This is a genomic window from Paraburkholderia heleia NBRC 101817, assembly GCF_000739775.1.
GTDB lineage: Bacteria > Pseudomonadota > Gammaproteobacteria > Burkholderiales > Burkholderiaceae > Paraburkholderia > Paraburkholderia heleia.
Window position 1 is genome coordinate 1 of record NZ_BBJH01000033.1, and the last position, 25,485, is coordinate 25,485.

The following is a 25,485-nucleotide window of genomic DNA, read 5'->3' on the forward strand; positions in this document are numbered from 1 at the left end:
CAAGCCGCCTGCCACAGCCCGCCGACCAGGCCACTGGAGGAGCGCACGCGCATGAGCGTCGCCGTGAAGTTCAACGACATCCGCAAGGACTTCGGTCCCGTGCGCGTGCTGCACGGCGTGAGCTTCGAGCTCGCGCCGGGGCGCATTCACGGCCTCCTGGGCGAGAACGGCGCGGGCAAGTCCACGCTCATGAAGATTCTCTCGGGCTACGAAAGCGCGAGCGCGGGCGAGATGCTGGTGGACGGCGTGGCGCGCCGCTTCGACGGCTCGCGCGAGGCCGAAGCCGCCGGCATCGTGCTGATCCACCAGGAGTTCAACCTGGCCGAGCACCTGACGATCGCGCAGAACATCTTCCTCGGCCACGAGAAGCGCAAAGGCTGGCTCGTCGACGACGCCGCCATGCGCCGCGAAGCGCGCGAACTGCTCGCGCAGGTCGGCCTCGCGCGCGACCCGGACGTGAAGGTGCGCGAGCTCATCGTCGCGGAAAAACAGCTCGTGGAGATCGCCAAGGCGCTCTCGCGGCACGCGCGCCTGCTCATCATGGACGAGCCCACGGCCACGCTCACGCCCGCCGAAACCGCGCGCCTTTTCGCGCTCATGACGAAGCTGCGCGCATCCGGCACGACGCTCGTCTACATCTCGCACAAGCTCGACGAGGTGGAAAGCATCACCGACGACGTGGTCGTGATGCGCGACGGCCGCTTCGTGGCCGCGAGCGCGACGGCGGGGCTCGCGCGCCAGCAGATGGCGAATCTTATGGTGGGCCGCGACGTCTCCGACATGTTTCCGGAGAAAGGCGCAGTGCCCGAAACTGCCCCCGTCGCGCTGCGCGTGACGCATCTCGCCGTGCCGGGTTGGGTCGAGGATCTGAGCTTCGAGGTGCGCGCAGGCGAGATTCTCGGCTTCGCGGGACTCGTGGGCGCGGGGCGCACCGAGGCGTTCGAGGCGATCGTGGGCCTGCGCCACAAGCAGGCGGGCGAGGTCGAGATCGACGGGCGCGCCGTGACGCTGCGCCATCCGCGCGACGCGATGCGCCACGGCCTCACGTACCTGAGCGAAGACAGAAAAGGCCGCGGCCTGCACATGAACCTCACGCTGCAGGACAACCTCACGCTCATGACGCTCGAGCGCTACGGCCATCCGCTGCTCGACCTCAAGGCGGGCCGCCGCGCACTGGAGAAGGCGGTGCGCGAATTCGGCATCCGCACGGGCGACCTCGACAGCCGTGCGCGCATGCTCTCGGGCGGCAACCAGCAGAAGCTCGCGCTCGCCAAGTTCCTGCAGCCCGACCCGCGCGTGATCGTGCTCGACGAGCCCACGCGCGGCGTGGACGTGGGCGCGAAGCGCGACATCTATTTCCTGATCCACCGGCTCGCGGCCTCGGGGCGCGCGGTCGTCGTGATCTCGTCCGAACTGGTCGAGCTGATCGGCCTCGCGCATCGCGTGGCCGTGATGCGCGCGGGCCGGCTCGCCGCCACGCTCGGGCACGAACATCTGAACGAAGAGGAGCTGATCGCCCATGCAACCGGCACCCACTGACGCGGCGTCCGAAGGCCATGGCGCGCGCTCGGCCGCGGCGCGATTCGTGCACCGCCTCGCGGGCGTCGGGCCGCTCATCGGCCTGATCCTGCTGTGCGTGCTCGGCACGCTGCTCAACCGCGATTTCGCCACCGCCGGCAACCTGCTCAACGTGCTCACGCGCACCTCGTTCATCGGCATCATTTCCGTGGGCATGACGTTCGTGATCATTTCGGGCGGCATCGATCTGTCGGTCGGCTCGATGGCCGCGCTGATCGCGGGCGTGATGATCTGGGTGATGAATACGCTGGCCGCGAGCGAACACGCGATTGCGCCTTTGGCGATCGTCGCGACCGGCATCGCGATCGCGCTCGTGCTCGGCGCCGTTTTCGGGCTCGCGCATGGTTTGCTCATCACGCGCGGGCGCATCGAGCCTTTCATCGTGACGCTCGGCACGCTCGGCATCTTCCGCTCGGTGCTCACGTGGCTTGCCGACGGCGGCGCGCTCACGCTGCAGAACAATCTCGTCGATCTCTACGGGCCGGTCTATTACGCGAGCCTCTTTGGCATTCCGGTGCCCGTGTGGGTGTTCGCGCTCACGGCGGCGGGGGGCGCGCTCATTCTCAACCGCACGGCGTTCGGGCGGCACGTCCAGGCGATCGGCTCGAACGAGCAGGTCGCGCGCTATGCAGCGATCCGCGTCGATCGCGTGAAGTGCGCAACCTACGTGCTGCTGGGCGTGTGCGTGGGCGTGGCGACGGTGCTCTATGTGCCGCGCCTCGGCTCGGCCACGCCGACAACGGGCCTGTTGTGGGAACTGGAGGCGATCGCCGCCGTGGTGGTGGGCGGCACGGCGCTCAAGGGCGGCGAAGGGCGCGTGGCGGGCACCGTGGTCGGCGCGGTGCTGCTCTCGGTCATCGCCAATATTCTCAATCTCACAAGCATCATCAGCGTGTATCTGAACGCGGCGGTGCAGGGCGTGGCGATCATTGCGGTGGCCTTCCTGCAGCGCGGCAGACGGTAACGATGTCGAAGCAGGGCTGGCAGGGCGGCGGGAAAGTCGAAGGAGGCAGCGAAAACGCAACGCAGGTAGGGGCGCGGGAGCGCACGGCAAGGACGCAAAGGACCAACAGGACGCAAAGGACGAAAAGGAGACGGCATCATGAAGAAGATGATTCGAACGATGTGTGCGGGCGCGCTGGCGCTTGGCGTGGCGGCGACCTTCGGTGCGGGCGCGGCGCGCGCCGACGACAAGGTCACGCTGGGCGTGGCGATTCCCACGGCCGACCATGGCTTCACGGGCGGCATCGTCTGGTGGGCGAACGAGGCGAAGAAGGACCTCGAAAAGGCGCACCCGGACCTCAAGGTCATCGTCAAGACGGCGGCGAACGCGCCCGATCAGGCGAACCAGCTGCAGGACCTCGTGACGGTCAACAAGATCAACGCGCTCGTGATCTTCCCGTATGAATCGGCGTCGCTTACGCAGCCGGTTGCCCAGGTGAAGAAGCAGGGCGTGTACGTGACGGTGGTCGATCGCGGCCTGACCGACACGAGCGCGCAGGATGCCTATGTCGCGGGCGACAACACCGCGTTCGGCAGGATCCCCGCCGAATACCTCGCGAAGCAGCTGGGCGGCAAGGGCGACATCGTCGCGCTGCGCGGCATTCCGACGACGCTCGACAACGAGCGCTGGACCGCGTTCACGTCGGTGATGAAGCACTATCCGGGCATCAAGATCCTCGACGCCAAGTACGCGAACTGGAACCGCGACGACGCGTTCCGCACGATGCAGGACTACCTCACGCGCTTCAGGCACATCGACGCCGTCTGGGCCGCCGACGACGACATGGCCGTGGGCGTGCTCAAGGCGATCGACCAGGGCAAGCGCAACGACATCAAGATCGTGTTCGGCGGCGCGGGTTCGAAGGAGATGGTCAAGCGCGTGATGGACGGCGATCCGCTCATCAAGGCCGATGTGTCGTATTCGCCGAAGTTCATCTACGACGCGATCAAGCTCACGGCCGAAGCCCGCTTGCAGGGCAAGTCGCTGCCGCCCACCACGATCATCCCTTCGGTGCTCATCACCAAAGAAAACGCGAAGCAGTTCTACTTCCCCGATTCGCCGTTCTGAGGACGGGCCTTGCGATGAAGACGATCAAGGGCCCAGCGATTTTCCTCGCGCAGTTTCTCGGCGACGACGCGCCGTTCGACAGCTTCGCGCACATGGCCGGCTGGGCGGCCCAGCTCGGCTACAAGGGCATCCAGGTGCCCGCGGATGCGCGCCTCGTCGATCTCGCGCAGGCGGCGTCGAGCGTGGCGTACTGCGACGACCTGCGCCAGCAGGCCGACGACGCGGGCGTGACGATCACCGAGCTGTCCACGCATCTGCAGGGACAGCTCGTGGCCGTGCATCCCGCCTACGACACGCTGTTCGACGGCTTTGCGCCGCCGCAGGTGCGGGCAAACCGCGAAGCGCGCACGGCCTGGGCCATCGAGCAGTTGATGCTGGCCGCGCGCGCCTCGAAGAACCTCGGGCTCGTCGCGCACGTGACGTTTTCGGGCGCGCTCGCCTGGCCGTACTTCTATCCGTGGCCGCAGCGTCCCACGGGTCTCGTCGAAACCGCCTTCGATGAACTCGCGCGCCGCTGGCGGCCGATTCTCGACGCGTTCGATGCGGCGGGCGTGGACGTCTGCTACGAACTGCATCCGGGCGAGGACCTGCACGACGGCGTGACGTTCGAGCGCTTTCTCGCGGCGGTGGACGATCATCCGCGCGCGAACATCCTCTACGACCCCAGCCACTTCGTGCTGCAGCAGCTCGATTACCTGGCGTTCATCGACATCTATCACGCGCGCATCAAGGCCTTTCATGTGAAGGATGCGGAATTTCGCCCCACGGGCAAGCAAGGCGTGTACGGCGGCTACAGCGGATGGGTCGAGCGCGCGGGGCGCTTCCGGTCGCTCGGCGACGGGCAGATCGATTTCGGCGCGATCTTCTCGAAGCTCACGCAGTACGACTATCCGGGCTGGGCGGTGCTCGAATGGGAGTGCGCGCTCAAGCATCCGCACGATGGCGCGCGTGAAGGCGCCGATTACATCAGGCGGCACCTCATCCGCGTGGCCGGGCACGCGTTCGACGACTTCGCGGGCAGCGGCGTCGATGCGGCGCAGGTGAAGGGCGTGCTGGGCCTCTGAACGCGACGCTCGCAGGAGACACGCAATGACTCGAAGACTCAGGCTCGGGATGGTCGGCGGCGGCGAGGGCGCGTTCATCGGCGCCGTGCATCGCATCGCGGCGCGTCTCGATGATAGTTTCGAACTCGTCGCGGGCGCACTGTCGTCCGATGCGGCGCGCGCGCAGTCGAGCGCCGAGGCACTGGGCCTCGCGCGCAGCTATGACCACTGGCGCGAGATGGCGAGCGTGGAAGGCGCGCGCGAGGATGGCATCGACGCGGTGGCCATCGTCACGCCGAACCATCTGCACGCGCCGGTGGCGCACGCGTTCATGGAAGCGGGCATTCACGTGATCTGCGACAAGCCGCTCGCGGTCTCGCTCGCCGAGGGCGAAGCGCTCGCGCGACACGCGCGCGACGCGAATCTCGTGTTCGCGCTCACGCATACCTATTCGGGCTATCCGCTCGTGCGGGATGCGCGTGAACGGGTCGAGGCGGGTGAGATTGGCGAGGTGCGCATCGTGCAGGTCGAGTACGCGCAGGATTGGCTCGCCACTCCTGTCGAGACAGGCGGCGCGAACCGTCAGGCCATGTGGCGCACCGATCCGGCGCTCGCGGGGCCGGCGGGGTGTCTGGGCGACATCGGCACGCATGCCTGGCAGCTGGCGGCGTTCGTGAGCGGGCTCGTGCCGCAAGCACTCGCGGCCGAAGTGCATACCTTCGTGCCCGGGCGCCGCGTGGACGATCATGTGCAGGCCATGCTGCGCTACGCCAACGGCGCGCGCGGCATGCTGTGGGCAAGCCAGGTGGCGAGCGGGGCGGAGAACGCGTTGCGGCTGCGCGTGTATGGCACGAAGGCGAGCCTCGCGTTCGATCAGGAGGAGCCAAACGTGCTGTGGTTCACGCCCCAGGGCGGCGCGGCGCAACGCCTCACGCGCGGCCGCGTGACAGGGGCCGCCGCACGGCACGCCACGCGCGTGCCGCCGGGGCATCCGGAAGGCTATCTGGAGGCGTTCGCGCAACTCTATCGCGACGCCGCCGCGCAGATCCTCGCGCGCGAGGCCGGCGAGCCCGCGCCACCCGCGAGCCGGCTGCTGACGACGGTCGACGACGGCGTGGAAGGGCTGCGCTTTATCGAGGCCGTGCTCGCGAGCAGCGCGGCGGGCGGTGCCTGGCGCAGCATCGTGCGGCCGTGACTGGCCATGCGGATGAATTGAGCGAAGCGGTTATTGCCCCAGATACACGAACTTGCCCCCGCGCACCGTGCCCATCACACTCGCGCGCTGGTCGAGGCCCACGTGGTCCGTCGGGCTCGTGTTGACCATGCCGTTGGGCACGACCACTTCGTGCGCGTGCTCCAGCTCGCTGCGCAACGCCACGCGGAACGCTTCCGTGCCCGGCTGCGCGGTCTTGAGCGCGCGGGCAACCGCGTCCTGCAGGCGCGGGTACACGCCGGCCGCGTCGCCTGCGAATTGCGTGACCGTGCCCGGGCCGTACTTTGCCTCATAGGCATCGACGAAGGCGAGCGCCGCCTTTTGCGCCGGCTGGTCGGCGGGCAGCGTGCGCGCCACCACCACGGGCTGGGTGGGGAACAGGGTGCCTTCCACGTCCTTGCCGCCCAGCTTGATGAATTCAGGCGTGGCGATGCCGTGCGTCTGGTAGACCGGGCCCTTGTAGCCGCGTTCGATCAGCGTGCGTTGCGGCAGCACGGTCGGCGTGCCTGCGCCGGCGATCAGCATGGCGTCGGGTCTGGCCGCCATCAGCTTGAGAATCTGGCCCGTCACGCTGGCGTCGGTGCGGTTGTAGCGCTCGGTCGCCACGATCTGGATGTTGCGTTCCTTCGCGTACTTCGTGAATTCGTTGAGCCAGCTGTCGCCGTAGCTATCGGCGAAGCCGATGAAGCCCACGCTCTTCACACCGTGCGCGGCCATGTAGCGCGTCATGACGTCAGCCATGGCGGCATCGGTCTGCGCCATCTTGAAGGCCCACACGCGCGCGCCCTGCTGCGGCTCGACCACCGAGCCCGAGCCGACCAGCGTGATCATCGGCGTCCTGCCTTGCGCCACCGGGTCGAGCGCCGCGAGGGCCGCCGGCGTGATATTCGGCCCGACGATCACGTCCACGTGATCTTCGTTGATGAGCTTGTGGATGTTGCGCACGGCGGCGCCCGGGTCCGAGCCGTCGTCGAGCACGATGTAGTCGGCCTTCTGGCCCGCGATCGTGTCGGGCCACATCAGCATGGCGTTCTTGCTCGTGATGCCGATGGCGGCCGCAGGCCCCGTGCTCGAGAGGTCGATGCCGACCTTGATGTCGGCGTGGGCCGCCGGGGCGAAGGCGGCAGCGGCAAGGGCGGCAGCCGCGGCGAGCGGGCGCAAAAGCGTATACAGCTTCATCCGGTGAGTCTCCTGTCGGATCAGAGTGGGCACTTCAGCGCCTTACTCTGATCCCATGCAAAGCAGGCGAGAAGTGACATTGTTGTATTGCGAGTTTTGTCTGATTTTTCTTTCAGCGCGGCCCGGTCATGGTCAAAACGGGGGCAAAAACGACGGCAAAACGGGCTGCTACAATTCGTAAGTCTCGTGCTCGCCCTTGAGCGCCTGCTCGATGAGCTTGCGGTTCAGGCTCGGCGAAAGCAGTTCGACGAGCGTATACACATAGCTGCGCAGGTAAGCGCCCTGCTTGAGCGCGACGCGCGTGACGTTGCTGCCGAACAGATGCCCCACGGGCACCGCGCGCAGGTGCCGGTCGCGCTCGGCGTTGAAGGCGATGTCCGCCATGATCCCTACGCCCAGGCCCAGTTCGACATAGGTCTTGATCACGTCGGCGTCGATGGCTTCCAGCACGATGTCGGGCGAGAGGCCGCGCAGGCGGAACGCGTCGTTGATCTTGGTACGCCCGGCGAACGCATTGTCGTAGGTGATCAGCGGGTATTGGGCCAGATCGTCGAGCGAAAGCGGCTTGCGCTCGAGCAGCGGATGGTCGGGCGGCATCACCGCCACGTGATGCCACGTGAAGCAGGGCAGCGACACCAGTTCCTTGTAGCCGGAGATCGCCTCGGTCGCGATGCACAGATCCGCCTGGTCATGGAGCACCATTTCCGCGACCTGCGTCGGGCTGCCTTGCAGGATCGACAGGTGCACCTTCGGAAAGCGCCGCTTGAACTCGGCAATGGCGGCGGGCAGCGAGTAGCGCGCCTGCGTGTGCGTAGCGGCGATGGTGAGGTTGCCCTGGTCCTGCGCCGCATAGTCCTTGCCCACGCGCTTGAGGCTCTCCACCTCCTGCAGAATGCGCTCCACCGAGGCGAGGATGATCCGGCCCGGTTCGGTGAGCGAGCGCACGCGCTTGCCGTGGCGTGTAAAGATTTCGACCCCAAGCTCGTCCTCCAGCTCGATGATCGCCTTCGAGACGCCCGGCTGGCTCGTATACAGTGCCTTGGCCGCTTCGGTGAGGTTGAAGTTCTGGCGTACCGCCTCGCGCACGAAGCGGAACTGGTGCAGGTTCATAGATAACCCTTATAACCTGTGTGCATATCGACCTGATTTTTGAGTCGTTTGAAATATAAGGCGAGTTTATTACCATTCCTCCAACTTTTCCAATATGGATATCTGTTTTGGTCATTAGCAAATGACCGGCGCGATTGAAGGCGCGGCCGCCTTGCGGGAGGCAGGACAGAGCGGAAAGAGCGAAGTCGAGAAGTCGGAGCGCGGCGTAACCGGAACGCCGCGATTGAACCAAACCCTGGGGTCCCCGAATGTACCAATACGATCAGTACGACCAGACCATCGTCGACGAGCGCGTCGCGCAGTACCGCGACCAGGTCCGCCGGCGCCTCTCGGGCGAATTGAGCGAAGAAGAGTTCCGTCCGCTGCGCCTGCAAAACGGCCTGTACTACCAGCGCCACGCCTACATGCACCGCATCGCGATTCCGTACGGCAACCTGCGCAGCGACCAGCTGCGCATGCTCGCCACGATCGCGCGCGAGCACGACCGCGGCTACGGCCACTTCTCGACGCGCTCGAACATCCAGTACAACTGGATCAAGCTCGAGGAGACGCCGGAAATCCTGCGCAAGCTGGCTTCGGTGCAGATGCACGGCATCCAGACTTCGGGCAACTGCATCCGCAACATCACCGCCGACCAGTTCGCGGGCGTCGCGCCCGACGAAGTCGTCGATCCGCGCCCGTGGTCCGAAATCCTGCGCCAGTGGTCGACGTTCCACCCCGAATTCGCGTGGCTGCCGCGCAAGTTCAAGATCGCCGTTTCCGGCACGAAGGAAGACCGCGCCGCCGTGCAGATCCACGATCTGGGCGTCTACCTCGACCGTAACGAGAAGGGCGAGATCGTCGCGAGCATCCTCGCGGGCGGCGGCCTCGGCCGCACGCCCATTGTCGGCGCCATCATCAAGCGCGACCTGCCGTGGCAGCACCTGCTGACCTACTGCGAAGCCGTGCTGCGCGTGTACAACCGCTACGGCCGCCGCGACAACATGTACAAGGCTCGCATCAAGATCCTCGTGAAGGCGCTCTCGCCGGCGAAGTTCGCCGAGCAGGTCGAAGAAGAATGGCAGCACCTGAAGGACGGCCCCTCGACGCTCACGCAGGAAGAAGTCGAGCGCGTCTCGCAGTACTTCGCGCCGCCGGCATATGACAAGCTCGCCGACACGGATACGTCGTACGAAAAGCATCTGCTGGAAAACCGCGCGTTCGCGCGCTGGGTCGAGCGCAACGTGCGCCCGCACCGCGTGCCGGGCTACGCGTCGGTCACACTCTCGCTCAAGCCGCGCGACATCGCGCCGGGCGACGCCACCGACGCGCAGATGGAAGCCGTGGCCGACTGGGCCGACGCATACTCGTTCGGCCAGATCCGCGTCTCGCACGAGCAGAACCTGATCCTCGCCGACGTGAAGAAGCGCGACCTGTTCGCACTGTGGGAAAAGGCGAAGGCACAGGGTTTCGCGACCGCGAACATCGGCCTGCTGACCGACATCATCGCGTGCCCGGGCGGCGACTTCTGCTCGCTCGCGAATGCGAAGTCGATCCCCATCGCGCTGGCCATTCAGGAGCGCTTCGACAACCTCGATTTCGTCTACGACCTGGGCGACCTGTCGCTTAACATCTCGGGTTGCATGAACTCGTGCGGTCACCACCACGTCGGCAACATCGGCATTCTGGGCGTCGACAAGGACGGCGCGGAGTGGTACCAGGTGTCGCTCGGCGGCGAGCAGGGCAACGGCGCCAATGGCGCGCGCCTTGGTCGCGTGATCGGCCCGTCGTTCTCGGCGGAGGAGATGCCCGACGTGATCCAGAAGGTGGTCGACACGTTCGTCGAGCTGCGCATCGACGGCGAGCGCTTCATCGACACGTACGACCGCGTCGGCATCGCGCCGTTCAAGGAGCGCGTGTATGCATCGCGCCAGCCGGCTCACGCTTAAGGTACGCAACGAGATTACGGGATTCGAGCAATGGCATTGATCATCAAAAAACGCGAGATCGTTGAAGACAACTGGCAAGTCGTGCGTGCGGCCGAAGACGGCGCATTGCCCGAGGTTGCCGCGCTGCCCGCGGGCAAGGTGCTGGTACCGCTCGCTTACTGGCAGGCGCAGCGCGATGCGCTCGTCGCTTCGCGCGGCCGGGACGAACTCGGCGTGTGGCTCGCGCCGGACAGCGAACCGGCCGAGATTGCCGCAGACTTCGACCGGCTCGCGGTGATCGGCGTGGATTTCCCCGTGTTCCGCGATGGCCGCGGCTTCTCGATCGGCCGTCTGCTGCGCGAGCGCCATGGCTACAAGGGCGAGCTGCGCGCGATCGGCGACGTGCTGCGCGATCAGTTGCGCTTTCACGAGCGCTGCGGCTTCGATGCGTTCGCCGTGCGCGCCGACAAGGACATCCACGACGCGCTGAAGGCGTTCACGGAGTTCACGGTGCAGTACCAGGGTGCGTTCGACGAGCCGTCGCCGCTGTTCCGCCGCCGTCTGGCTCAACAGGCGCAACAGGGTTCGGCAGCATGACGATCGACGCAACCCCGGTCGCGAACGCGATCACGGCCGACCTGCAGGCGAAGATCGGGCGCCTCGACGCGCTGCTCGATTCGATCGCGGCGCGTCACGCCAACGTGAAGCTGGCCAGCAGCCTCGCAGCCGAAGACATGCTGCTCACGCACGCGATTCTTTCGCGCGGCGTGAAAATCGGCATCTTCTCGCTGAATACCGGCCGCCTGCACGCCGAAACGCTCGGCATGATCGACGTGGTGCGCGAGCGCTACGGCTACGAGATCGAGCAGTTTCATCCGCAGCAGGACGCGGTGGACGAATACGCCGCCCAGCACGGCCTGAACGCGTTCTACGAGAGCGTCGATCTGCGCAAGCGCTGCTGCGAAATCCGCAAGGTCGAGCCGCTGAACCGCGCGCTCTCGAACGTTTCCGCCTGGGTCACGGGTCAGCGCCGCGAGCAGTCGGTCACGCGCGCAGAGCTGCACGAGGAAGAACGCGACGAAGCGCGCAACATCGACAAGTTCAATCCGCTCGCGGACTGGACCGAAACCGAGGTCTGGGCCTACCTGCGCGCCAATGACGTGCCCGTGAACCCGCTGCACGCGCGCGGCTACCCGAGCATCGGCTGCGAGCCCTGCACGCGCGCCATCCGTCCCGGCGAAGACAGCCGCGCGGGCCGCTGGTGGTGGGAATCGCGCGACACGAAGGAATGTGGCTTGCACATCACGTCCGTGTCGGCCATTCCGGTCGTCGAAGTGTCGTCCGAAGTGTCGTCAATCGGCCAGGCGAACTAAGATTCAAGCTTGTCGCGCCGTCGTGAAGACCGGCGCGCTACTGCATACCGCATACCGAGTACTGCGCGCCCCGTAAAAAGGGCGCGAATCAACGAAGGATCCGAACATGAGCACCACGCTCGACTCAGCAGTGAACGCGCCGCTCCAGGTCACGGCGAACCGCATGGATCATCTCGACTGGCTCGAAGCCGAGTCGATCCACATCCTGCGTGAACTCGTCGCCGAATGCAGCAAGCCGGCGCTGCTGTTCTCGGGCGGCAAGGACTCGGTCGTCGTGCTGGCGCTCGCACTCAAGGCCTTTGGCCTCGGCGCGAACCGCACGACCACGCTGCCGTTCCCGCTCGTGCACATCGACACGGGCCACAACTACGAGGAGGTGATCGACTTCCGCGATCGCCGCGCAGCCGAAATCGGCGCGCAACTCGTAGTCGGTCACGTGGAAGATTCGATCAGGCGCGGCACCGTGCGCCTGCGCCGCGAAACCGATTCGCGCAACGCCGCGCAAGCGGTCACGCTGCTGGAAACCATCGAGGAATACGGCTACACGGCGATGATCGGCGGTGCGCGCCGCGACGAAGAGAAGGCCCGCGCGAAGGAGCGCATCTTCTCGTTTCGCGACGAATTCGGCCAGTGGGACCCGAAAGCGCAGCGCCCGGAACTCTGGAGCCTGTACAACGCACGCCTGCACAAGGGCGAGCACCTGCGCGTGTTCCCGATCTCGAACTGGACGGAACTCGATGTGTGGCAATACATCGAGCGCGAGAAGCTCGAACTGCCGTCGATCTACTACGCGCACCAGCGCGAGATCGTGCGCCGCAACGGCCTGCTCGTGCCGGTCACGCCCCTCACGCCGATGAAGGAAGGCGAAGTCAGCGAAATGGCGCAGGTGCGTTTTCGCACCGTGGGCGACATCAGCTGCACGTGCCCGGTGGCGAGCGATGCCGACAACGTCGAGAAGATCATCGCCGAGACGGCCGTGACCGAGATCACGGAACGCGGTGCGACGCGCATGGACGACCAGGCGTCGGAAGCCGCGATGGAACAGCGCAAGAAGCAAGGTTATTTCTGAAGAGCACGCGAAGAGGAAAGATTAGACATGGTTACGACGCATCAACCTGAAGACCTCGGCGTGCTGCGCTTCATCACGGCGGGCAGTGTGGACGACGGCAAGAGCACGTTGATCGGCCGCCTGCTGTACGACAGCAAGGCGGTTCTGAGCGATCAGCTCTCCGCGCTCTCGCGGGCGAAGAACAAGCGCACGGTGGGCGACGAGATCGACCTGTCGCTGCTCACCGACGGGCTTGAAGCCGAACGCGAGCAGGGCATCACGATCGACGTGGCGTATCGCTACTTCGCCACGGCCAGACGCAAGTTCATCATCGCCGACACGCCGGGCCACGAGCAGTACACGCGCAACATGGTGACGGGCGCCTCCACCGCGCACGCCGCGATCATCCTGATCGATCCCACGCGCGTGACGGTCGAAAACGGCGTGACGCAACTGCTGCCGCAAACCAAGCGCCACAGCGCCATCGTCAAGCTGCTGGGCCTGCAGCACGTGATCGTCGCGATCAACAAGATGGATCTCGTCGACTACAGCGAAGCGACGTTCAATCTGATCCGCGAAGCCTATGTCGCGCTCACGCGCCAGCTCGGCCTCAACGACGTGCGTTTCGTGCCGGTTTCGGCGCTCAAGGGCGACAATATCGTGGCCGCGAGCGAGCGCATGCCGTGGTACGCGGGCGAGCCGCTCCTCGACGTGCTCGAACAACTGCCGCTCGCGCAGGCCACGGGCGAAGCGCTGCGCTTTCCGGTGCAGTGGGTCGCGCGCCAGGACGGCTCCAGCGCCGACGACTTCCGCGGCTACATGGGCCGTATCGAAGCGGGCGAAGTGAAGCTCGGCGACGCCATCTCGGTGCTGCCGGCCGGCCGCAGCGCGACGGTTGCGGAAATCATCGCACCGGTGCCGGGCGGCACCGCGCAGGTCGACCGCGCGTTCGCGGGCCAGACCGTCACGATCCGTCTCGCCGAAGACGTGGACGTTTCGCGCGGCGACACCTTCGTGCCCGCGGCCGATGCTGCGCAGCCGGCGAAGAAGCTCGAAGCGGACCTCTGCTGGTTCGACGACGAGCCGCTCTCGCCGCAGCGCAAGTACCTGCTCAAGCAGACCACGAGCACGGTGTTCGCGAAGATCGGTGCGGTCAGGCAGGTGCTCGACGTGCATACGCTCTCGCACGCCACCGACCGCCACGAACTCGCGATGAACGATATCGGCCGCGTGGCGCTCTCCCTGCAGAAGCCGCTCGTCTGCGACCCGTATGATGCGAATCCTGGCACCGGCGCATTCGTGCTGATCGACGAGGCGACGCATCACACGGTGGCCGCGGGCATGATCCGCGCGTTCTCGGCGTAAGGCGCTGCGCGAGATTGCGGCCGCGCGCGGCCGCAACCAATGGATTCGAAGCAAATGGGTAAGGTATATCTGATCGGCGCGGGACCGGGCGCAGCGGACCTCATCACGGTGCGCGGCGCACGGCTGCTCGCGAGCGCCGACGTGGTGCTGCACGACGCGCTCGTCGAGCCGGCCATGCTCGAGTACGCGCCACGCACCGCGAAGTTCATCGCGGTCGGCAAGCGCTGCGGGCAGCGCTCCACGGCGCAGCACTTCATCAACAAGCAACTCGTCGATGCGGCGCGCGAGCACGCCGTGGTCGTGCGCCTGAAGGGCGGCGACCCGATGCTGTTCGGCCGTGCCGACGAGGAAATGCGCGCGCTCGAAGCCGCCGGCATCGAATTCGAAATCGTGCCGGGCATCACGGCGGCGCTGGCGAGCGCGGCGACGCTGCAACGCTCGCTCACGCTGCGCGGCGTAGCGCGCAGCGTTGCGCTCGCCACCTATTCGCGCGCGGCGGGCAGCGAGGCGATTCGCGAGCGGGTCAACGCCGATTCGCTCGTGTTCTACATGGGGCGCGACAGCGCGCCCGAGATCGCGCGCCAGCTGATCGAGGCGGGTCGCGCGGGCGCGACGCCCGTGGCGATCGTCGAAGCCTGCAGTACCGCGCGCGAGCGCACGCTCACGCTGACCCTGGCCGGTCTCGCGGCGGGTGAGGCGCAGGACTGGCTCGACCCGGTGCAGCCGAGCCTGCTCATGATCGGCGATGCGTTCGCCGAACGCTCGGGGCAGGCGCAACGCGAAGACGAAGCGCAGGACGACCAACGGGGCTGTCGCGCCGCGGCCTGAAGCGCCACGCGAAACAGGGCAGCAAAGCAAAACGGGCTCGCAGCGAAGCGAGCCCGTTTCTTATGCGTGAGCGGTTTAGTCGCGGTCGTTTTCGATGCAGTACCGCACGATCGCATCGAGCACCGCATCGTCCTCGCCGACAGCGCCCGCACAACGCAGGCGCACATCCGGATGCTCGCTCTGGCACTGCGCGATCAGCGCGGGCAGATCGCGCCGCACGTGGCCGCCCTGGCCGAAGAACACCGGCACGACCGTGATCGTGTCGCAGCCTGCCGCGGCCTGTGAGGCGATGGCGTCGGGCAGGCTCGGCGTCATGAGTTCGAGAAAGGCGAGGCCAACGGGTCCCGCATCGCCGCGCGCGGCGGCGAGCCTCGTGGCGAGGCGCTGAAACGGCTCTTGCCAGCGCGCGTCGCGCGCGCCGTGGCCGAAGAGAATCATGCCGTGCATGCCCATGCTTGCGAGCCTGTGCGAATTCGCAGCCGAACGCCGGCGACATCAATGCCGGTCGACCCATTTGAGCCCGATGAGCCCAACCACGAGATAGATGAGCCCGGGTGTCGCCGCCGTGAGCGGCGCGGGCCAGGTGTTCAGTGTACCCACGTGCGAGAACAGCGTGTTGACGAGCTGGAAGCTCATGCCGAGCATGATGCCGCCGAACACCTTCATCCCCACCACGCCGGCGCGCGTATGCAGATACGCGAACGGCAGCGAGAGCACGAGCATCACGAACACGGCGAACGGGTAGAGCAGCTTGCGCCAGAACGCGATCTGGTAGCGCTGCGCGTCCTGATGGTTCTCGGTCAGATGCTGGATGTAGCGGAACAGGTTGAACATCGACATCCGGTCGGGCGAAACGAGCAGCACCGAGAGAATGTTCGGCGTGAGCTCCGAGCGCAGCGAGTATTCGGGCGCCGAAGTTTGTTGGGCGCGATAGATCGGGTCGAGCGCATCGACCGGCTGGTTCTGCGGCGGCGGCACGCTAATGAGCTGCGTGTCGGTCACGTCCTTGAGCAGCCAGTGGCCCGGCGGCTGGAACGTGCCGCTCTTCGCGAGGCGTACGTTGGTGAGCCGGAATTGCGAATCGAATTCGTAGATGCGCACGTTCGTGATGGTGGCGTCGGGCAGTAGTTCGCCGACGTTCACGAAGCGCGTGACCTGCTCCCCGTCGGCGCGCGCGGTGAGCGTGTCCTTCACCCACACGCCCGACTGGAAGTTGCTCGACACGGCCGAGCCCAACGCCTCGAGACGCACGCGCTCGGAGAGCTGGTCGGTGTAAGGGCCGACCACTTCGCCGATCAGGTAGGTCAGCAGCACGAGCGGCACGCCGATCTTGAGCAGCGAGCGCAGCGCCTGGTTGGTGGCGAGGCCCGACACGCGAAAGATCGTGTACTCGGAGTTCGCGGCCATTTGCGCGAACACGTAGATCGCGGCGATGAGCGCCGCGACCGGGATGATCTCGTAGAGCCGCGAAGGCGCCTGGAGCGCCACGCGCAGCACCGCGTACTGGAATTTGTAGTTGCCGTGGCCGACCGAGTTCAGTTCGTTGATGAGGTCGAAGAAGAAGAACAGGCCCGAGAAGGCGAACAGGATGAAGATGAACGTCAGGTAGACCTGGCGAGCAAAGTATTTTTCGTAGATGCGCATCGGTCAGTTTCCCTCTCAGTTTCCAGGAGAGGCGCGCCGGAACATCGCACGTGTGAAGAGCGGCCGGTTGCGCACGCGTATCCAGAAGATGAACACGACGAGCGCGAGCACCACGGCGTGCAGCAGAACGAGACCGACACCGAAGGACATCTTGCCTTGTTCGATCTGCGACTGCACGACGTTGAGCAGGTTCGAATAGGTGAGGTAGATCAGCACCGCCATCACCAGATTGATCGTGCGGCTGCGGCGCGGGTTCTGGTAGGCAAGCGGAATGCCGAGCAGCATCAGGTTGATTGCGATGAGCGGCAGGCCGGCGCGCCAGGCGAGCTCGCCCAGGTTGTCGTTCGTCGGGTGGCGCAACAGGCCCGGCGTGGACGTGGTGCTCGCCGAAGGCGTGTTCACGAGCGGCTGGCTCGTGATCTTCACGCCATAACGCTGGAACTCGCTGATGCGAAAGTCCGGATGGCCGGGCTCGCCGTCGTAGCGGCGGCCGTTTTCGAGCACGACGAAGCGGTCGCCGCCCGACATGGTTTCGGTGTGGCCTGTCTTCGAGACGATCACGCTCACCTTGCCGTTCTCCGTGCTCGTGACGAACACGTTCTCCACACGGGCCTGATCGGGGCTCATGCTCTCGATGAAGAATACGCGGTGCGTGGTGGGCGACTCGCGGAACTGGCCGGGCGCGAGCAGCGAGACTTCGTCGCGCTGCTGGAAGCGCGCGCGAATGAGCTTGCTTTGCGCATTCGACCACGGCCAGCCGATGAACGCGAAGAACACGATGAGCAGGATGATCGGCGCGGCAAAGGTGGCGACCGGTTTGATCAGGCGCGTGAGGCTCACCCCGGAGGAGAGCCACACGACCATTTCGGAATCCTTGTACCAGCGCGTGAGGACGAACAGGATCGACACGAACAGCGTGACGATGAGCATGACGGCCATGTAGCCGATCACGGTGAGTCCGATCAGCACCAGCACGTCGCGCGGGTCGATCTGACCGGACGCGGCGAAGCCGACGATGCGGATCATCATCGTCGTCAGCATGATCGTGAGCAGAACCATGAACACGGCGCCGGCCGTGTACGCGAGTTCGCGCTGCAGGGAACGTTCGAAGATCATTCTTGATGGACAGGGCGGGCGGCCCGTGCCGGGAGGCGCGCAGCTCGCGCAACCGCCCAGGAGCCGCCGCGGGAAAAATAGCGGATAATTGCGGCTTTCATCCTAAGCCCTGATTTTATCCGAGGACAAGCGCGATGGACTTTAGCATAAAAGCCTGTGACTGGAGCAAAGGCGGGGAAGGCCCCTTCCTGAGCGGCAAGTCGGATTGTGTCGTGGTCGGCGTGTTCGAGGCGCAAACGCTCTCGGGACCGGCGTTCGCGATCGACAGCGCCATTGGCGGCGCAATCGCGCGCGTCGTCAAGGCCGGCGACATCGACGGCAAGGCCGGCTCCACGCTGTTCCTGCCGGAGGTGAGCGGCATCGGCGCCTCGCGCGTGCTGCTCGTGGGTCTCGGCAAGCAGGACGCGTTCGGCCAGAAGGCTTACGGCGACGCGGTCAAGGCCGCCTGGCGCGCGATCCTCGGCACGAAAATCGCACAGGCCACCTTCACCCTCGCGCAATTGCCGGTGAAGGAGCGCACGGGCGACTGGGGCGTGCGCACCGCCATTCTCGCGCTGCGCAACGAGACCTATCGCTTCACGCAGATGAAGAGCAAGCCCGACGTCTCGCAGCGGGCCTTGAAGCGCGTGGTCTTCAGCATCGACGCCGCCGACGAGAAGGGCGCCAGGCTCGCCGCCAAGCAGGCTGTCGCGCTCGCCAACGGCATGGACCTGACGCGCGACCTCGGCAATCTGCCGGGCAACGTCTGCACGCCGACCTATCTCGCGGCCACGGCCAAGAAGCTCGCGCGCGACTGGAAGCTCAAGGTCGAGGTGCTCGGCCAGCGTCAGATCGAGACGCTCAAGATGGGCTCGTTTCTTTCGGTCACGAAGGGTTCGGTCGAGCCGCCGCAGTTCATCGTGCTGCACTATCAGGGCGCAAGCGCCAAGGCCGCGCCCATCGTGCTGGTCGGCAAGGGCATCACGTTCGACACCGGCGGCATTTCGCTCAAGCCGGGCGAGGGCATGGACGAGATGAAGTACGACATGTGCGGCGCGGGCTCGGTGCTCGGCACGATCCGCGCGGTCGCCGAAATGGGGCTCAAGCTCAACGTGATCGGCATCATTCCGACCTGCGAGAACATGCCCGCGGGCAACGCCACGAAGCCGGGCGACATTGTCACGACGATGGCGGGCCTCACGGTCGAAGTGCTCAACACCGACGCCGAAGGCCGCCTGATCCTGTGCGATGCGCTCACCTACGCCGAGCGCTTCAAGCCGGCCGCGGTGGTCGACATCGCCACGCTCACGGGCGCCTGCATCATCGCGCTCGGCCATCACAACAGCGGCCTCTTCTCGAAGGACGACGCACTTGCAGGCGAGCTGCTCGACGCCTCGCGCGAAGCGAACGATCCGGCCTGGCGCCTGCCGCTCGACGACGAGTATCAGGACCAGCTCAAGTCGAACTTCGCCGATCTCGCCAACATCGGCGGGCGTCCGGCGGGCAGCGTGACGGCGGCGTGCTTCCTCTCGCGTTTCACCGAAAAATACCCGTGGGCGCACCTCGACATCGCGGGCACGGCGTGGAAGAGCGGCGCGGCCAAGGGGGCGACGGGCCGTCCGGTGCCGCTGCTCGCCCAGTTCCTGATCGATCGCGCCGGACAATGAGGGCAGGTATGGCGATTGCTGCCCGCTTGACGGTGTGTAAAGTGGTGTGGGCATGACGCGCATCGATTTCCACACGAACGTCGGCGACTCGCTGCTGTATGCGTGCCGCCTCGCGCGCAAGGCGTATCAGGCGGGCCAGCAGGCGGTGGTGCTGGCCGAGCCCGCGCGCCTGCGTGCGTTCGACGAAATGTTGTGGACCTTTTCGTCGCTCGACTTCGTGCCGCACTGCATGGCCGACAGCTCGCACGCGGGCGAATCGCCCATCGTGCTGGCAGCGGATCTCGAGCGTGCGCCGCATCATCGTGTGCTGCTCAATCTCGGCGCCCAGGTTCCGCCACAGTTCGCACGCTTCGAGCGCCTGCTCGAAGTGATTGGCGATGCGCCCGACGAACTCGCGTCGGGCCGCGAGCGCTATCGTTTCTACCGCGACCGCGGTTACGCGCTCAACAACTACAGGCAGGGCGGCTAAGGCCGGACGCGCGAGGCGTACCGGCGCAAGGCCGACTGCCCCGATCGATGGAGGTCAACATGTCCGGCATGCATGATTCGGAAGATGCTGCGATTCCGCTCCTGAACGAGGTGATGGTGGCGGGCAATCCGCTGCGCGCGCACAACGTCGAGGAGGCGAAGAGCGCGACGGCCGCTGCCGTTCAGGCCGCCGTGGCCGAGCGCGAGGAGGGCCTGTTCGCGCACGACGCCGAAGCGCTCGTCGAGCGCCTGCGCGGCCGCTGCCTGACCTGGCTCACCGGCGAAGGCCGCGCCGTGATCGAGGCGCGCTGCAGCGCCGCAATGCAGGAGCATACGAACTGGCTCGTGGGCCAGGTGTCGCGCGAAATCGGTCTCGCGCTCGAAACGGAACTCACGAACTGGGTGAAAGCCGCCGTGCGCGAAGAGCTGGCGGCGCGCGCGGGGCGAGCCCCTTCGGCCTGATTCACCTGAATGTGCGGCGGCGAGCCGTCACCCGCCGCTCGCGCCATCACGCCGTTCCGCTCACTTGAGCGTGAGGATCCAGTTCGCGAGCTGGGCCGCCTGAGCGGGGTTCAGCTGCGTGTTGGCCGGCATGGGCACGGTGCCCCACACGCCGGTGCTGCCTTCCAGAATTTTGTGGGTGAGATAGGTCTGCGCGTCGGGCTTGCCCGCGTACTTCGCGCCGATGTCGCGCAGGGCGGGACCCATGAAATTGCGGGTCACCGAATGGCAGCTCATGCAGTTCTGCTGCTGGGCGAGCGCGAGGCCGGCGGATCCATGCTGCGCGCGGGCCGGGGGGGCCCCGAGTGCGCCGGCCATGCCGATGGCGAGCGCGGCAGCGAGCGTCGCTGTCTTGTTCTTCGCTTGCGACTTCCGTTTCATACTGGTCTCCGCCAGCGTATGCGCCGGCTGTGTCGTCGCATTATAAAAGCAAAGGGCGCACGTTCTGGACGTGCGCCCTTTGCCTGGCTGCCGGTCGGGATTCGAGCGGTGTCCAGCACCGCCTGGCCCCGCATTTAACCTCTGCGTTTAACCTGTTACCGCGCCCTGGTTCGCCGGGCGCGCGAGCGCCGCGTACTTCGCCATGACCCCGCGCGTGTAGCGCGGCGCGGGCTGCTTCCAGGCCGCGCGCCGGCGCGCGAGTTCCGCGTCGTCCACGTTCAGCTGCAGCAGGAGCTGGTGAGCGTCGATGGTGATCGAGTCGCCTTCCTGCACGAGCGCGATGGTGCCGCCGTCGAACGCTTCCGGCGCGACGTGGCCCACCACCATGCCCCAGGTGCCGCCCGAGAAGCGGCCATCGGTGATGAGTCCCACCGACTCCCCAAGCCCCTTGCCGATGATCGCCGAAGTCGGCGCGAGCATTTCCGGCATGCCGGGGCCGCCCTTCGGGCCGAGATAGCGCAGCACGACGACGTCGCCCGCCTTGATCTTGTCTGCGAGGATGGCTTCCATCGCGCTCTGCTCATCGTCGAACACGCGCGCGGGGCCCGTGATGACCGGATTCTTCAGGCCGGTGATCTTGGCGACCGCGCCGTGCGTCGCGAGGTTGCCCTTGAGGATCGCCAGATGGCCCTCCTTGTACAGCGCCTGGCTGATGGGGAAGATGACCTTCTGGTCCGCGCGCGGCGTGGACGGCACGTCCCTGAGTTCTTCCGCGATGGTCTTGCCCGTGATGGTGATGCAGTCGCCGTGCAGGAGGCCCGCATCGAGCAGGATCCTGAGTACCTGCGGGATGCCGCCGGCCTCGTGCAGGTCGGTCGCGACGTACTGGCCCGAAGGCTTCAGGTCGCAGATCACCGGCACCTTTTTGCGCATGCGCTCGAAGTCGTCGATGGTCCATTCGATTTGCGCGGCATGCGCGATGGCGAGATAGTGCAACACCGCGTTGGTCGAGCCGCCCGTCGCCATGATGAGCGCCACGGCGTTCTCGATCGACTGCTTCGTGATGATGTCGCGCGGCCTGAGGTCCCGCTTGACGGCCTCGACCAGCACGCGCGCCGATTCCGCCGCCGAGCCGACTTTCTCCTCGTCGGGGTTGGCCATCGTCGACGAATACATGAGCGACATGCCGAGCGCCTCGAACGACGAACTCATCGTGTTCGCGGTGTACATGCCGCCGCACGAGCCCGTGGACGGGCAGGCGTTTTTCTCGATGCCTTCGAAATCTTCCTCGGTCATGCGCCCCGCGGTGAATTCGCCCACGGCCTCGAACGCCGAGACGATGGTGAGCGCACGGCCCTTCCAGTTACCCGGGCGGATCGTGCCGCCGTACACGTAAATGCCGGGCACGTTGATGCGCGCGAGCGCGATCATGCCGCCTGGCATGTTCTTGTCGCAGCCGCCGATCACGACCACGCCGTCCATCCACTGGCCCTGTACGCAGGTCTCGATGCAGTCCGCGATGACCTCGCGCGAGACGAGCGAGTACTTCATGCCTTCGGTGCCCATCGACATGCCGTCCGAGATCGTGGGCGTGCCGAAGGTCTGCGGGTTCGCGTCGGCGCGCTTGATGGCGTCCACGGCCGCGTCGGTCAGACGCTGCAGGCCGGCGTTGCACGGCGTGATGGTCGAATGGCCGTTGGCGACGCCGATCATCGGCTTGTCGAAGTCGGCCTTCTCGTAGCCGAGTGCGTAGTACATCGAACGGTTGGGCGAACGGGCGACGCCTTGCGTGATGTGCTTCGAACGACGGTTATAGGGCATGGGGACCTCCGGTGGATTTTGTCTCGGATGCCGGGTGTGTGTTCTGGTTTGCGGCAGTGCCGGCACGTCTATCGAAGCATGCGATGTCGCGAGGGCGCTGTCCAATATATTATTCGTGGTCTATTGAGTCGAAAAACATATCAACAAGACAACGACGCGAGACCGACGCCGATGAATCCGACTATCCCTGATCTGCGCCAGCTGCGCTATTTCGTCGCCGTGGCGGAGGAGCAGCATTTCGGCCGCGCGGCGGCGCGCCTGTCCATGACGCAGCCGCCGCTCTCGCAGGCCATCCGCGCGCTGGAGGAGACGCTGGGCGTGGCGCTGTTCGCGCGCACGCGCCGTTCGGTCGAATTGACGGCCGTGGGCGCCGATCTGCTGCCGGAGGTGAGGCGCCTGCTGGCGAGCGCCGAAGCGCTGCGGCCGCTCGCGCAGAGCCTCGCGCGCGGCGAGGCGGGCGTGCTCGCGCTCGCCTTCGTCTCGACCGCCGACTACGGCTTGTTGCCGCTTCTGCTGCGCGACTTCGGCGTGCGCTATCCGCGCGTGCGCCTGCAGCTCGCCGAAGCCACGAGCGACGTGCAAGTGGAAGAGCTGGTGGCGGGCCGCATCGACGCGGGCCTCGTGATCGCACCCGTGCCGCCGCGCCACGCGGCCCAGCTTGCTTACCAGCCGGTCGCGCGCGAACCGCTCGTGGTCGCCATGCCCTCGGCGCTTTCGGCGCGCCTTGGCGGCCCGGCCGCCGACGACTGGCACGACGAGCCCGTGAGCCTGCGCGATCTCGCCGATGCGCCGCTCGTCGTTTTCCCGCGCCATCTGGCCCCCGGCTTCTACGACACCATTATGGATTGCTACGGCGCGGCGGGCCTTGCGCCCCTGATCGGCCAGGAAGCGATCCAGATGCAGACGATCGTGAGCCTCGTCTCGGCCGGCATGGGTGTGGCGCTCGTGCCGCAGTCGCTGCGCCATCTGCGGCGCACGGGCGTCGTGTACCGGCCGCTCGCGGGGGCCGTGCCGGCCATCGAAACCGGACTCGTCTGGCGCTCGGCCGAGGTGAGCCCGGTGCTCGCGGCGTTCATCGAGATCGTGCGCGCGCACGCGGCGACGGCGGGCTGGCCGGCGCACGAGGGCTAGCCGGAATCCGCGCCGACCGTGGGCGTCATCTGTCACCGTGACACTCGCCGCGCGTCGCCGAACGTGCATTCTGGTTCGTGCCCCCTCGCGTCGGCGATAATGTCACGGCGTGACGCGCCGGCGGCGAACCTCGCCGCCTTGCAAACGTCCAACGCGCTTTGTCCGCCGCTTTGCCCGTTTCAATGGGCGGCGCGGTACTGCTTACAACCCGGTTTCAATCGATATCGCCGACACGACTTCATCCACGATGCTCATCCACCCGAACTTCGACCCCGTCGCCATTCATCTGGGGCCGCTCGCCGTGCGCTGGTACGGCCTCATGTATCTTGTCGGCTTCATTCTGGCGATCGTGATCGGCCGTCTGCGCCTGCGTCTGCCGTACGTGGCCGCGCAGGGCTGGACCGCAAAAGACATCGACGACATGCTGTTCTACGGCGTGCTCGGCACGATACTCGGCGGGCGCCTGGGCTACGTGCTGTTCTACAAGGCGAGCTGGTATTTCGCGCATCCGCTCGACATCTTCAAGGTGTGGGAGGGCGGCATGTCCTTTCACGGCGGCTTCCTCGGCGTGACCTTCGCGATGGTTCTGTTCGCGTGGCAGCGCGGCCGCACCTGGCTGCAGGTCACGGACTTCGTCGCGCCGATGGTGCCCACAGGGCTCGCCTTTGGCCGTCTCGGGAACTTCATCAACGGCGAGCTGTGGGGCCGCGTGACCTCGCCCGATTCGCCGTGGGCCATGCTGTTTCCGGGCGCCGCGAACGACGACGCCGCATGGCTGGCCGCGCATCCGCAACTGGCCGCGCAGTGGCACCTGAACGAAGTGTTCGCGCAGTACCATTTGCTGCCGCGCCATCCTTCGGAGCTGTATGAAATCGCGCTGGAAGGCATCGCGCTGTTCATCGTGCTGATCCTGTTCGCGCGCAAGCCGCGACCCGTCGGCGCGATTTCGGCCATGTTCCTGATCGGCTATGGTCTCGCGCGCTTCACGGTCGAGTTCGCGCGTGAACCCGACGACTTCCTCGGCCTGCTGGCGCTCGGCCTTTCGATGGGGCAGTGGCTCTCGCTGCCGATGATCATCGCGGGGATTGGCCTGATGGCGTGGGCGTATCGCCGTGCCAGGCGTGGCAACGACGGCGCGCAGGTAGCGGGCGCGAAGAGCTGAGACGCGGCTCACACCCGCCTGACACCCGCCTGACACGCGCGCGACGCACTACGCGTTCCAGCCCATGAAAGAGGCCACGGTTTTCACCGTGGCCTCTTGACTTGCGGGCTTGCCGGGCTTCGTTGGCGCGTCTTACTTCATCTGCACCGACCCGGAGACGTTGACCGTCACCGTGGACGTGCCGCCTTCGAGCGGCACGGGTGACAGCTTCGCGTCGGCCGTCGCGGCGCGCGCGCTCATCATCATCATGGGGCGCGGCATCACGCCCGAGTGCCCCACGTTCACGTCGCGAATCGTGTAGCTGCTGTAGCCGAACGCGCGCGTGGCCGAGAGCGCCTGGTCGCGGAACGAGGCGATGGCCTGGCCCGAAAGCTTTTGCTCGGCAGCGCGCTGCGCCTCGGGCGACAGCGAGAACTGCACGTTGCCCACCTGCATGATCGACGCGAGATCGCCGGCGAGCTTCGACGCCGCCGCGAAATCATGCGACTCGAGCACGACTTCCGTGCGGCCGCGCCAGGCGGAGATGCGCCCGTCGCGATCCGTCGAAGGGAAGATCGAGAACTGGCCGGAGTGCGCGCTCACGCCCGCGACGCCCCTTGCGCGCTGGAGCGCGGCGTCGGCGCGCTGATTGAGCGTCGCGGTCAGCGAGGCCGGATCGCTCGCTTCCTGCTCGTAGAACAGCGTAATGTTGACGACGTCCTGAGGCACTTCGGCACTTGCCTGCGCGGACAGCGAAAGCACGCCCGAGGGCTGCTGGAAGCGCGCGTCGCTCTGTGCGAACGCGGTGCGCGGCGCGAGCGTCGCGGCGACGGGGAGGGCGGCAGCCAATGCGGCGGCGAGCGTGACGGCGGTTTTTCGGTTCATTGAGGCTCCTTGCAGAACTGGCGTCGCGCGCGACAT

24 protein-coding genes are annotated in these 25,485 nt (G+C 66.5%); 16 read left to right on the forward strand and 8 right to left on the reverse strand.

The genetic code is table 11. The features are described from left to right. Nucleotides 1-51: 51 nt before the first annotated feature. The 5 genes from BHE01S_RS25185 (at nucleotide 52) to BHE01S_RS25205 (ending at nucleotide 5,887) form a co-directional block, all read left to right on the forward strand. Nucleotides 52-1,539 (forward strand): sugar ABC transporter ATP-binding protein, encoded by a 1,488-nt coding sequence (locus BHE01S_RS25185; protein ID WP_042268788.1) that lies wholly within the window; start codon nucleotides 52-54, stop codon nucleotides 1,537-1,539. Beyond that, on the forward strand, nucleotides 1,520-2,542 hold the full coding sequence (locus BHE01S_RS25190) for an ABC transporter permease (RefSeq protein ID WP_042268751.1): 1,023 nt from the start codon (nucleotides 1,520-1,522) through the stop codon (nucleotides 2,540-2,542). Before BHE01S_RS25185 ends, BHE01S_RS25190 begins: the two co-directional genes overlap by 20 nt. Before the next feature lie 138 nt (nucleotides 2,543-2,680). Further along, nucleotides 2,681-3,649 (forward strand): substrate-binding domain-containing protein, encoded by a 969-nt coding sequence (locus BHE01S_RS25195; RefSeq protein WP_042268752.1) that lies wholly within the window; start codon nucleotides 2,681-2,683, stop codon nucleotides 3,647-3,649. A 14-nt stretch (nucleotides 3,650-3,663) separates the two neighbouring features. Continuing rightward, nucleotides 3,664-4,713, forward strand: a complete 1,050-nt coding sequence (locus BHE01S_RS25200) for a sugar phosphate isomerase/epimerase family protein (RefSeq protein WP_042268753.1) — start codon at nucleotides 3,664-3,666, stop codon at nucleotides 4,711-4,713. A 25-nt stretch (nucleotides 4,714-4,738) separates the two neighbouring features. After that, complete coding sequence (locus BHE01S_RS25205) at nucleotides 4,739-5,887, forward strand: Gfo/Idh/MocA family protein (protein WP_245639857.1); 1,149 nt, start codon at nucleotides 4,739-4,741, stop codon at nucleotides 5,885-5,887. Nucleotides 5,888-5,917: 30 nt separating this feature from the next. On the opposite strand, the gene BHE01S_RS25210 is transcribed toward BHE01S_RS25205, so the two are convergent. Next, nucleotides 5,918-7,084, reverse strand: a complete 1,167-nt coding sequence (locus tag BHE01S_RS25210; RefSeq protein ID WP_084069194.1) for an ABC transporter substrate-binding protein — start codon at nucleotides 7,082-7,084, stop codon at nucleotides 5,918-5,920. A 168-nt stretch (nucleotides 7,085-7,252) separates the two neighbouring features. Then, nucleotides 7,253-8,194 (reverse strand): CysB family HTH-type transcriptional regulator, encoded by a 942-nt coding sequence (locus tag BHE01S_RS25215; protein WP_042268755.1) that lies wholly within the window; start codon nucleotides 8,192-8,194, stop codon nucleotides 7,253-7,255. 248 nt (nucleotides 8,195-8,442) lie between these two features. On the opposite strand from BHE01S_RS25215, the gene BHE01S_RS25220 reads away from it, so the two are divergent. The 6 genes from BHE01S_RS25220 to cobA all read left to right on the forward strand — a co-directional run bounded on the left by BHE01S_RS25220 (nucleotide 8,443) and on the right by cobA (nucleotide 14,715). Beyond that, on the forward strand, nucleotides 8,443-10,122 hold the full coding sequence (locus tag BHE01S_RS25220; RefSeq protein WP_042268756.1) for a nitrite/sulfite reductase: 1,680 nt from the start codon (nucleotides 8,443-8,445) through the stop codon (nucleotides 10,120-10,122). A 30-nt stretch (nucleotides 10,123-10,152) separates the two neighbouring features. Further along, nucleotides 10,153-10,698 (forward strand): DUF934 domain-containing protein, encoded by a 546-nt coding sequence (locus BHE01S_RS25225; RefSeq protein WP_042268757.1) that lies wholly within the window; start codon nucleotides 10,153-10,155, stop codon nucleotides 10,696-10,698. Continuing rightward, a complete protein-coding gene (locus BHE01S_RS25230; protein ID WP_042268758.1) occupies nucleotides 10,695-11,474 on the forward strand; it encodes a phosphoadenylyl-sulfate reductase in 780 nt (259 codons plus the stop codon). Before BHE01S_RS25225 ends, BHE01S_RS25230 begins: the two co-directional genes overlap by 4 nt. A 106-nt stretch (nucleotides 11,475-11,580) precedes the next feature. Next, nucleotides 11,581-12,543 carry a sulfate adenylyltransferase subunit CysD gene (gene cysD / locus BHE01S_RS25235; protein WP_042268759.1) on the forward strand — a complete coding sequence of 321 codons (963 nt, stop codon included), beginning with the start codon at nucleotides 11,581-11,583 and terminating at the stop codon, nucleotides 12,541-12,543. 27 nt (nucleotides 12,544-12,570) lie between these two features. Further along, a complete protein-coding gene (locus BHE01S_RS25240; protein WP_042268760.1) occupies nucleotides 12,571-13,887 on the forward strand; it encodes a sulfate adenylyltransferase subunit 1 in 1,317 nt (438 codons plus the stop codon). A 54-nt stretch (nucleotides 13,888-13,941) separates the two neighbouring features. Beyond that, nucleotides 13,942-14,715, forward strand: a complete 774-nt coding sequence (gene cobA, locus BHE01S_RS25245; RefSeq protein WP_042268761.1) for a uroporphyrinogen-III C-methyltransferase — start codon at nucleotides 13,942-13,944, stop codon at nucleotides 14,713-14,715. Nucleotides 14,716-14,790: 75 nt separating this feature from the next. On the opposite strand, the gene BHE01S_RS25250 is transcribed toward cobA, so the two are convergent. The 3 genes from BHE01S_RS25250 to lptF are packed head-to-tail and all read right to left on the reverse strand — an operon-like array spanning nucleotide 14,791 to nucleotide 17,475. Continuing rightward, nucleotides 14,791-15,168, reverse strand: a complete 378-nt coding sequence (locus BHE01S_RS25250) for a sirohydrochlorin chelatase (protein WP_042268762.1) — start codon at nucleotides 15,166-15,168, stop codon at nucleotides 14,791-14,793. Between the two features lie 42 nt (nucleotides 15,169-15,210). Next, nucleotides 15,211-16,359, reverse strand: a complete 1,149-nt coding sequence (gene lptG, locus BHE01S_RS25255; protein ID WP_042268763.1) for an LPS export ABC transporter permease LptG — start codon at nucleotides 16,357-16,359, stop codon at nucleotides 15,211-15,213. A 15-nt stretch (nucleotides 16,360-16,374) separates the two neighbouring features. Further along, the gene (gene lptF, locus BHE01S_RS25260) at nucleotides 16,375-17,475 is read right to left on the reverse strand and encodes an LPS export ABC transporter permease LptF (RefSeq protein ID WP_042268764.1); all 1,101 of its coding nucleotides are present in this window, start codon (nucleotides 17,473-17,475) and stop codon (nucleotides 16,375-16,377) included. A gap of 134 nt (nucleotides 17,476-17,609) precedes the next feature. On the opposite strand from lptF, the gene BHE01S_RS25265 reads away from it, so the two are divergent. From BHE01S_RS25265 to BHE01S_RS25275, 3 genes are read left to right on the forward strand one after another with little or no spacing between them, the layout of a single operon-like run. Continuing rightward, a complete protein-coding gene (locus BHE01S_RS25265) occupies nucleotides 17,610-19,121 on the forward strand; it encodes a leucyl aminopeptidase (protein WP_042268765.1) in 1,512 nt (503 codons plus the stop codon). Nucleotides 19,122-19,173: 52 nt separating this feature from the next. After that, nucleotides 19,174-19,590, forward strand: coding sequence for a DNA polymerase III subunit chi (locus BHE01S_RS25270; RefSeq protein WP_042268766.1), 417 nt, complete (start codon nucleotides 19,174-19,176; stop codon nucleotides 19,588-19,590). A 59-nt stretch (nucleotides 19,591-19,649) separates the two neighbouring features. Continuing rightward, entirely contained in the window at nucleotides 19,650-20,051 is a 402-nt protein-coding gene (locus tag BHE01S_RS25275) for a DUF2486 family protein (protein WP_052406097.1), read from the forward strand. Between the two features lie 60 nt (nucleotides 20,052-20,111). On the opposite strand, the gene BHE01S_RS25280 is transcribed toward BHE01S_RS25275, so the two are convergent. Both BHE01S_RS25280 and ilvD read right to left on the reverse strand, forming a co-directional pair. After that, nucleotides 20,112-20,471, reverse strand: coding sequence for a c-type cytochrome (locus BHE01S_RS25280; RefSeq protein WP_084069197.1), 360 nt, complete (start codon nucleotides 20,469-20,471; stop codon nucleotides 20,112-20,114). Between the two features lie 147 nt (nucleotides 20,472-20,618). Beyond that, a complete protein-coding gene (gene ilvD / locus BHE01S_RS25285) occupies nucleotides 20,619-22,292 on the reverse strand; it encodes a dihydroxy-acid dehydratase (RefSeq protein WP_042268767.1) in 1,674 nt (557 codons plus the stop codon). Between the two features lie 171 nt (nucleotides 22,293-22,463). On the opposite strand from ilvD, the gene BHE01S_RS25290 reads away from it, so the two are divergent. Both BHE01S_RS25290 and lgt read left to right on the forward strand, forming a co-directional pair. Beyond that, on the forward strand, nucleotides 22,464-23,423 hold the full coding sequence (locus tag BHE01S_RS25290; RefSeq protein WP_042268768.1) for a LysR family transcriptional regulator: 960 nt from the start codon (nucleotides 22,464-22,466) through the stop codon (nucleotides 23,421-23,423). A gap of 247 nt (nucleotides 23,424-23,670) precedes the next feature. Continuing rightward, nucleotides 23,671-24,585 carry a prolipoprotein diacylglyceryl transferase gene (lgt, locus tag BHE01S_RS25295; protein ID WP_042268769.1) on the forward strand — a complete coding sequence of 305 codons (915 nt, stop codon included), beginning with the start codon at nucleotides 23,671-23,673 and terminating at the stop codon, nucleotides 24,583-24,585. Between the two features lie 132 nt (nucleotides 24,586-24,717). On the opposite strand, the gene BHE01S_RS25300 is transcribed toward lgt, so the two are convergent. Then, nucleotides 24,718-25,449, reverse strand: a complete 732-nt coding sequence (locus tag BHE01S_RS25300; RefSeq protein WP_042268770.1) for an SIMPL domain-containing protein — start codon at nucleotides 25,447-25,449, stop codon at nucleotides 24,718-24,720. Nucleotides 25,450-25,485: the final 36 nt, after the last annotated feature.

Coding starts and splice junctions, on each gene's coding strand:
- BHE01S_RS25190 (WP_042268751.1), top strand. CDS start 1,520: ATGCAACCGGCACCCACTGACGCGGCGTCCGAAGGCCATGGCGCGCGC.
- BHE01S_RS25205 (WP_245639857.1), top strand. CDS start 4,739: ATGACTCGAAGACTCAGGCTCGGGATGGTCGGCGGCGGCGAGGGCGCG.
- BHE01S_RS25225 (WP_042268757.1), top strand. CDS start 10,153: ATGGCATTGATCATCAAAAAACGCGAGATCGTTGAAGACAACTGGCAA.
- BHE01S_RS25300 (WP_042268770.1), bottom strand. CDS start 25,449: ATGAACCGAAAAACCGCCGTCACGCTCGCCGCCGCATTGGCTGCCGCC.
- lptF (WP_042268764.1), bottom strand. CDS start 17,475: ATGATCTTCGAACGTTCCCTGCAGCGCGAACTCGCGTACACGGCCGGC.
- BHE01S_RS25240 (WP_042268760.1), top strand. CDS start 12,571: ATGGTTACGACGCATCAACCTGAAGACCTCGGCGTGCTGCGCTTCATC.
- BHE01S_RS25280 (WP_084069197.1), bottom strand. CDS start 20,471: ATGAAACGGAAGTCGCAAGCGAAGAACAAGACAGCGACGCTCGCTGCC.
- cysD (WP_042268759.1), top strand. CDS start 11,581: ATGAGCACCACGCTCGACTCAGCAGTGAACGCGCCGCTCCAGGTCACG.
- BHE01S_RS25220 (WP_042268756.1), top strand. CDS start 8,443: ATGTACCAATACGATCAGTACGACCAGACCATCGTCGACGAGCGCGTC.
- BHE01S_RS25230 (WP_042268758.1), top strand. CDS start 10,695: ATGACGATCGACGCAACCCCGGTCGCGAACGCGATCACGGCCGACCTG.
- BHE01S_RS25270 (WP_042268766.1), top strand. CDS start 19,174: ATGACGCGCATCGATTTCCACACGAACGTCGGCGACTCGCTGCTGTAT.
- BHE01S_RS25290 (WP_042268768.1), top strand. CDS start 22,464: ATGAATCCGACTATCCCTGATCTGCGCCAGCTGCGCTATTTCGTCGCC.
- BHE01S_RS25210 (WP_084069194.1), bottom strand. CDS start 7,084: ATGAAGCTGTATACGCTTTTGCGCCCGCTCGCCGCGGCTGCCGCCCTT.
- cobA (WP_042268761.1), top strand. CDS start 13,942: ATGGGTAAGGTATATCTGATCGGCGCGGGACCGGGCGCAGCGGACCTC.
- BHE01S_RS25195 (WP_042268752.1), top strand. CDS start 2,681: ATGAAGAAGATGATTCGAACGATGTGTGCGGGCGCGCTGGCGCTTGGC.
- BHE01S_RS25250 (WP_042268762.1), bottom strand. CDS start 15,168: ATGGGCATGCACGGCATGATTCTCTTCGGCCACGGCGCGCGCGACGCG.
- BHE01S_RS25185 (WP_042268788.1), top strand. CDS start 52: ATGAGCGTCGCCGTGAAGTTCAACGACATCCGCAAGGACTTCGGTCCC.
- BHE01S_RS25275 (WP_052406097.1), top strand. CDS start 19,650: ATGTCCGGCATGCATGATTCGGAAGATGCTGCGATTCCGCTCCTGAAC.
- BHE01S_RS25265 (WP_042268765.1), top strand. CDS start 17,610: ATGGACTTTAGCATAAAAGCCTGTGACTGGAGCAAAGGCGGGGAAGGC.
- BHE01S_RS25215 (WP_042268755.1), bottom strand. CDS start 8,194: ATGAACCTGCACCAGTTCCGCTTCGTGCGCGAGGCGGTACGCCAGAAC.
- BHE01S_RS25200 (WP_042268753.1), top strand. CDS start 3,664: ATGAAGACGATCAAGGGCCCAGCGATTTTCCTCGCGCAGTTTCTCGGC.
- ilvD (WP_042268767.1), bottom strand. CDS start 22,292: ATGCCCTATAACCGTCGTTCGAAGCACATCACGCAAGGCGTCGCCCGT.
- lptG (WP_042268763.1), bottom strand. CDS start 16,359: ATGCGCATCTACGAAAAATACTTTGCTCGCCAGGTCTACCTGACGTTC.
- lgt (WP_042268769.1), top strand. CDS start 23,671: ATGCTCATCCACCCGAACTTCGACCCCGTCGCCATTCATCTGGGGCCG.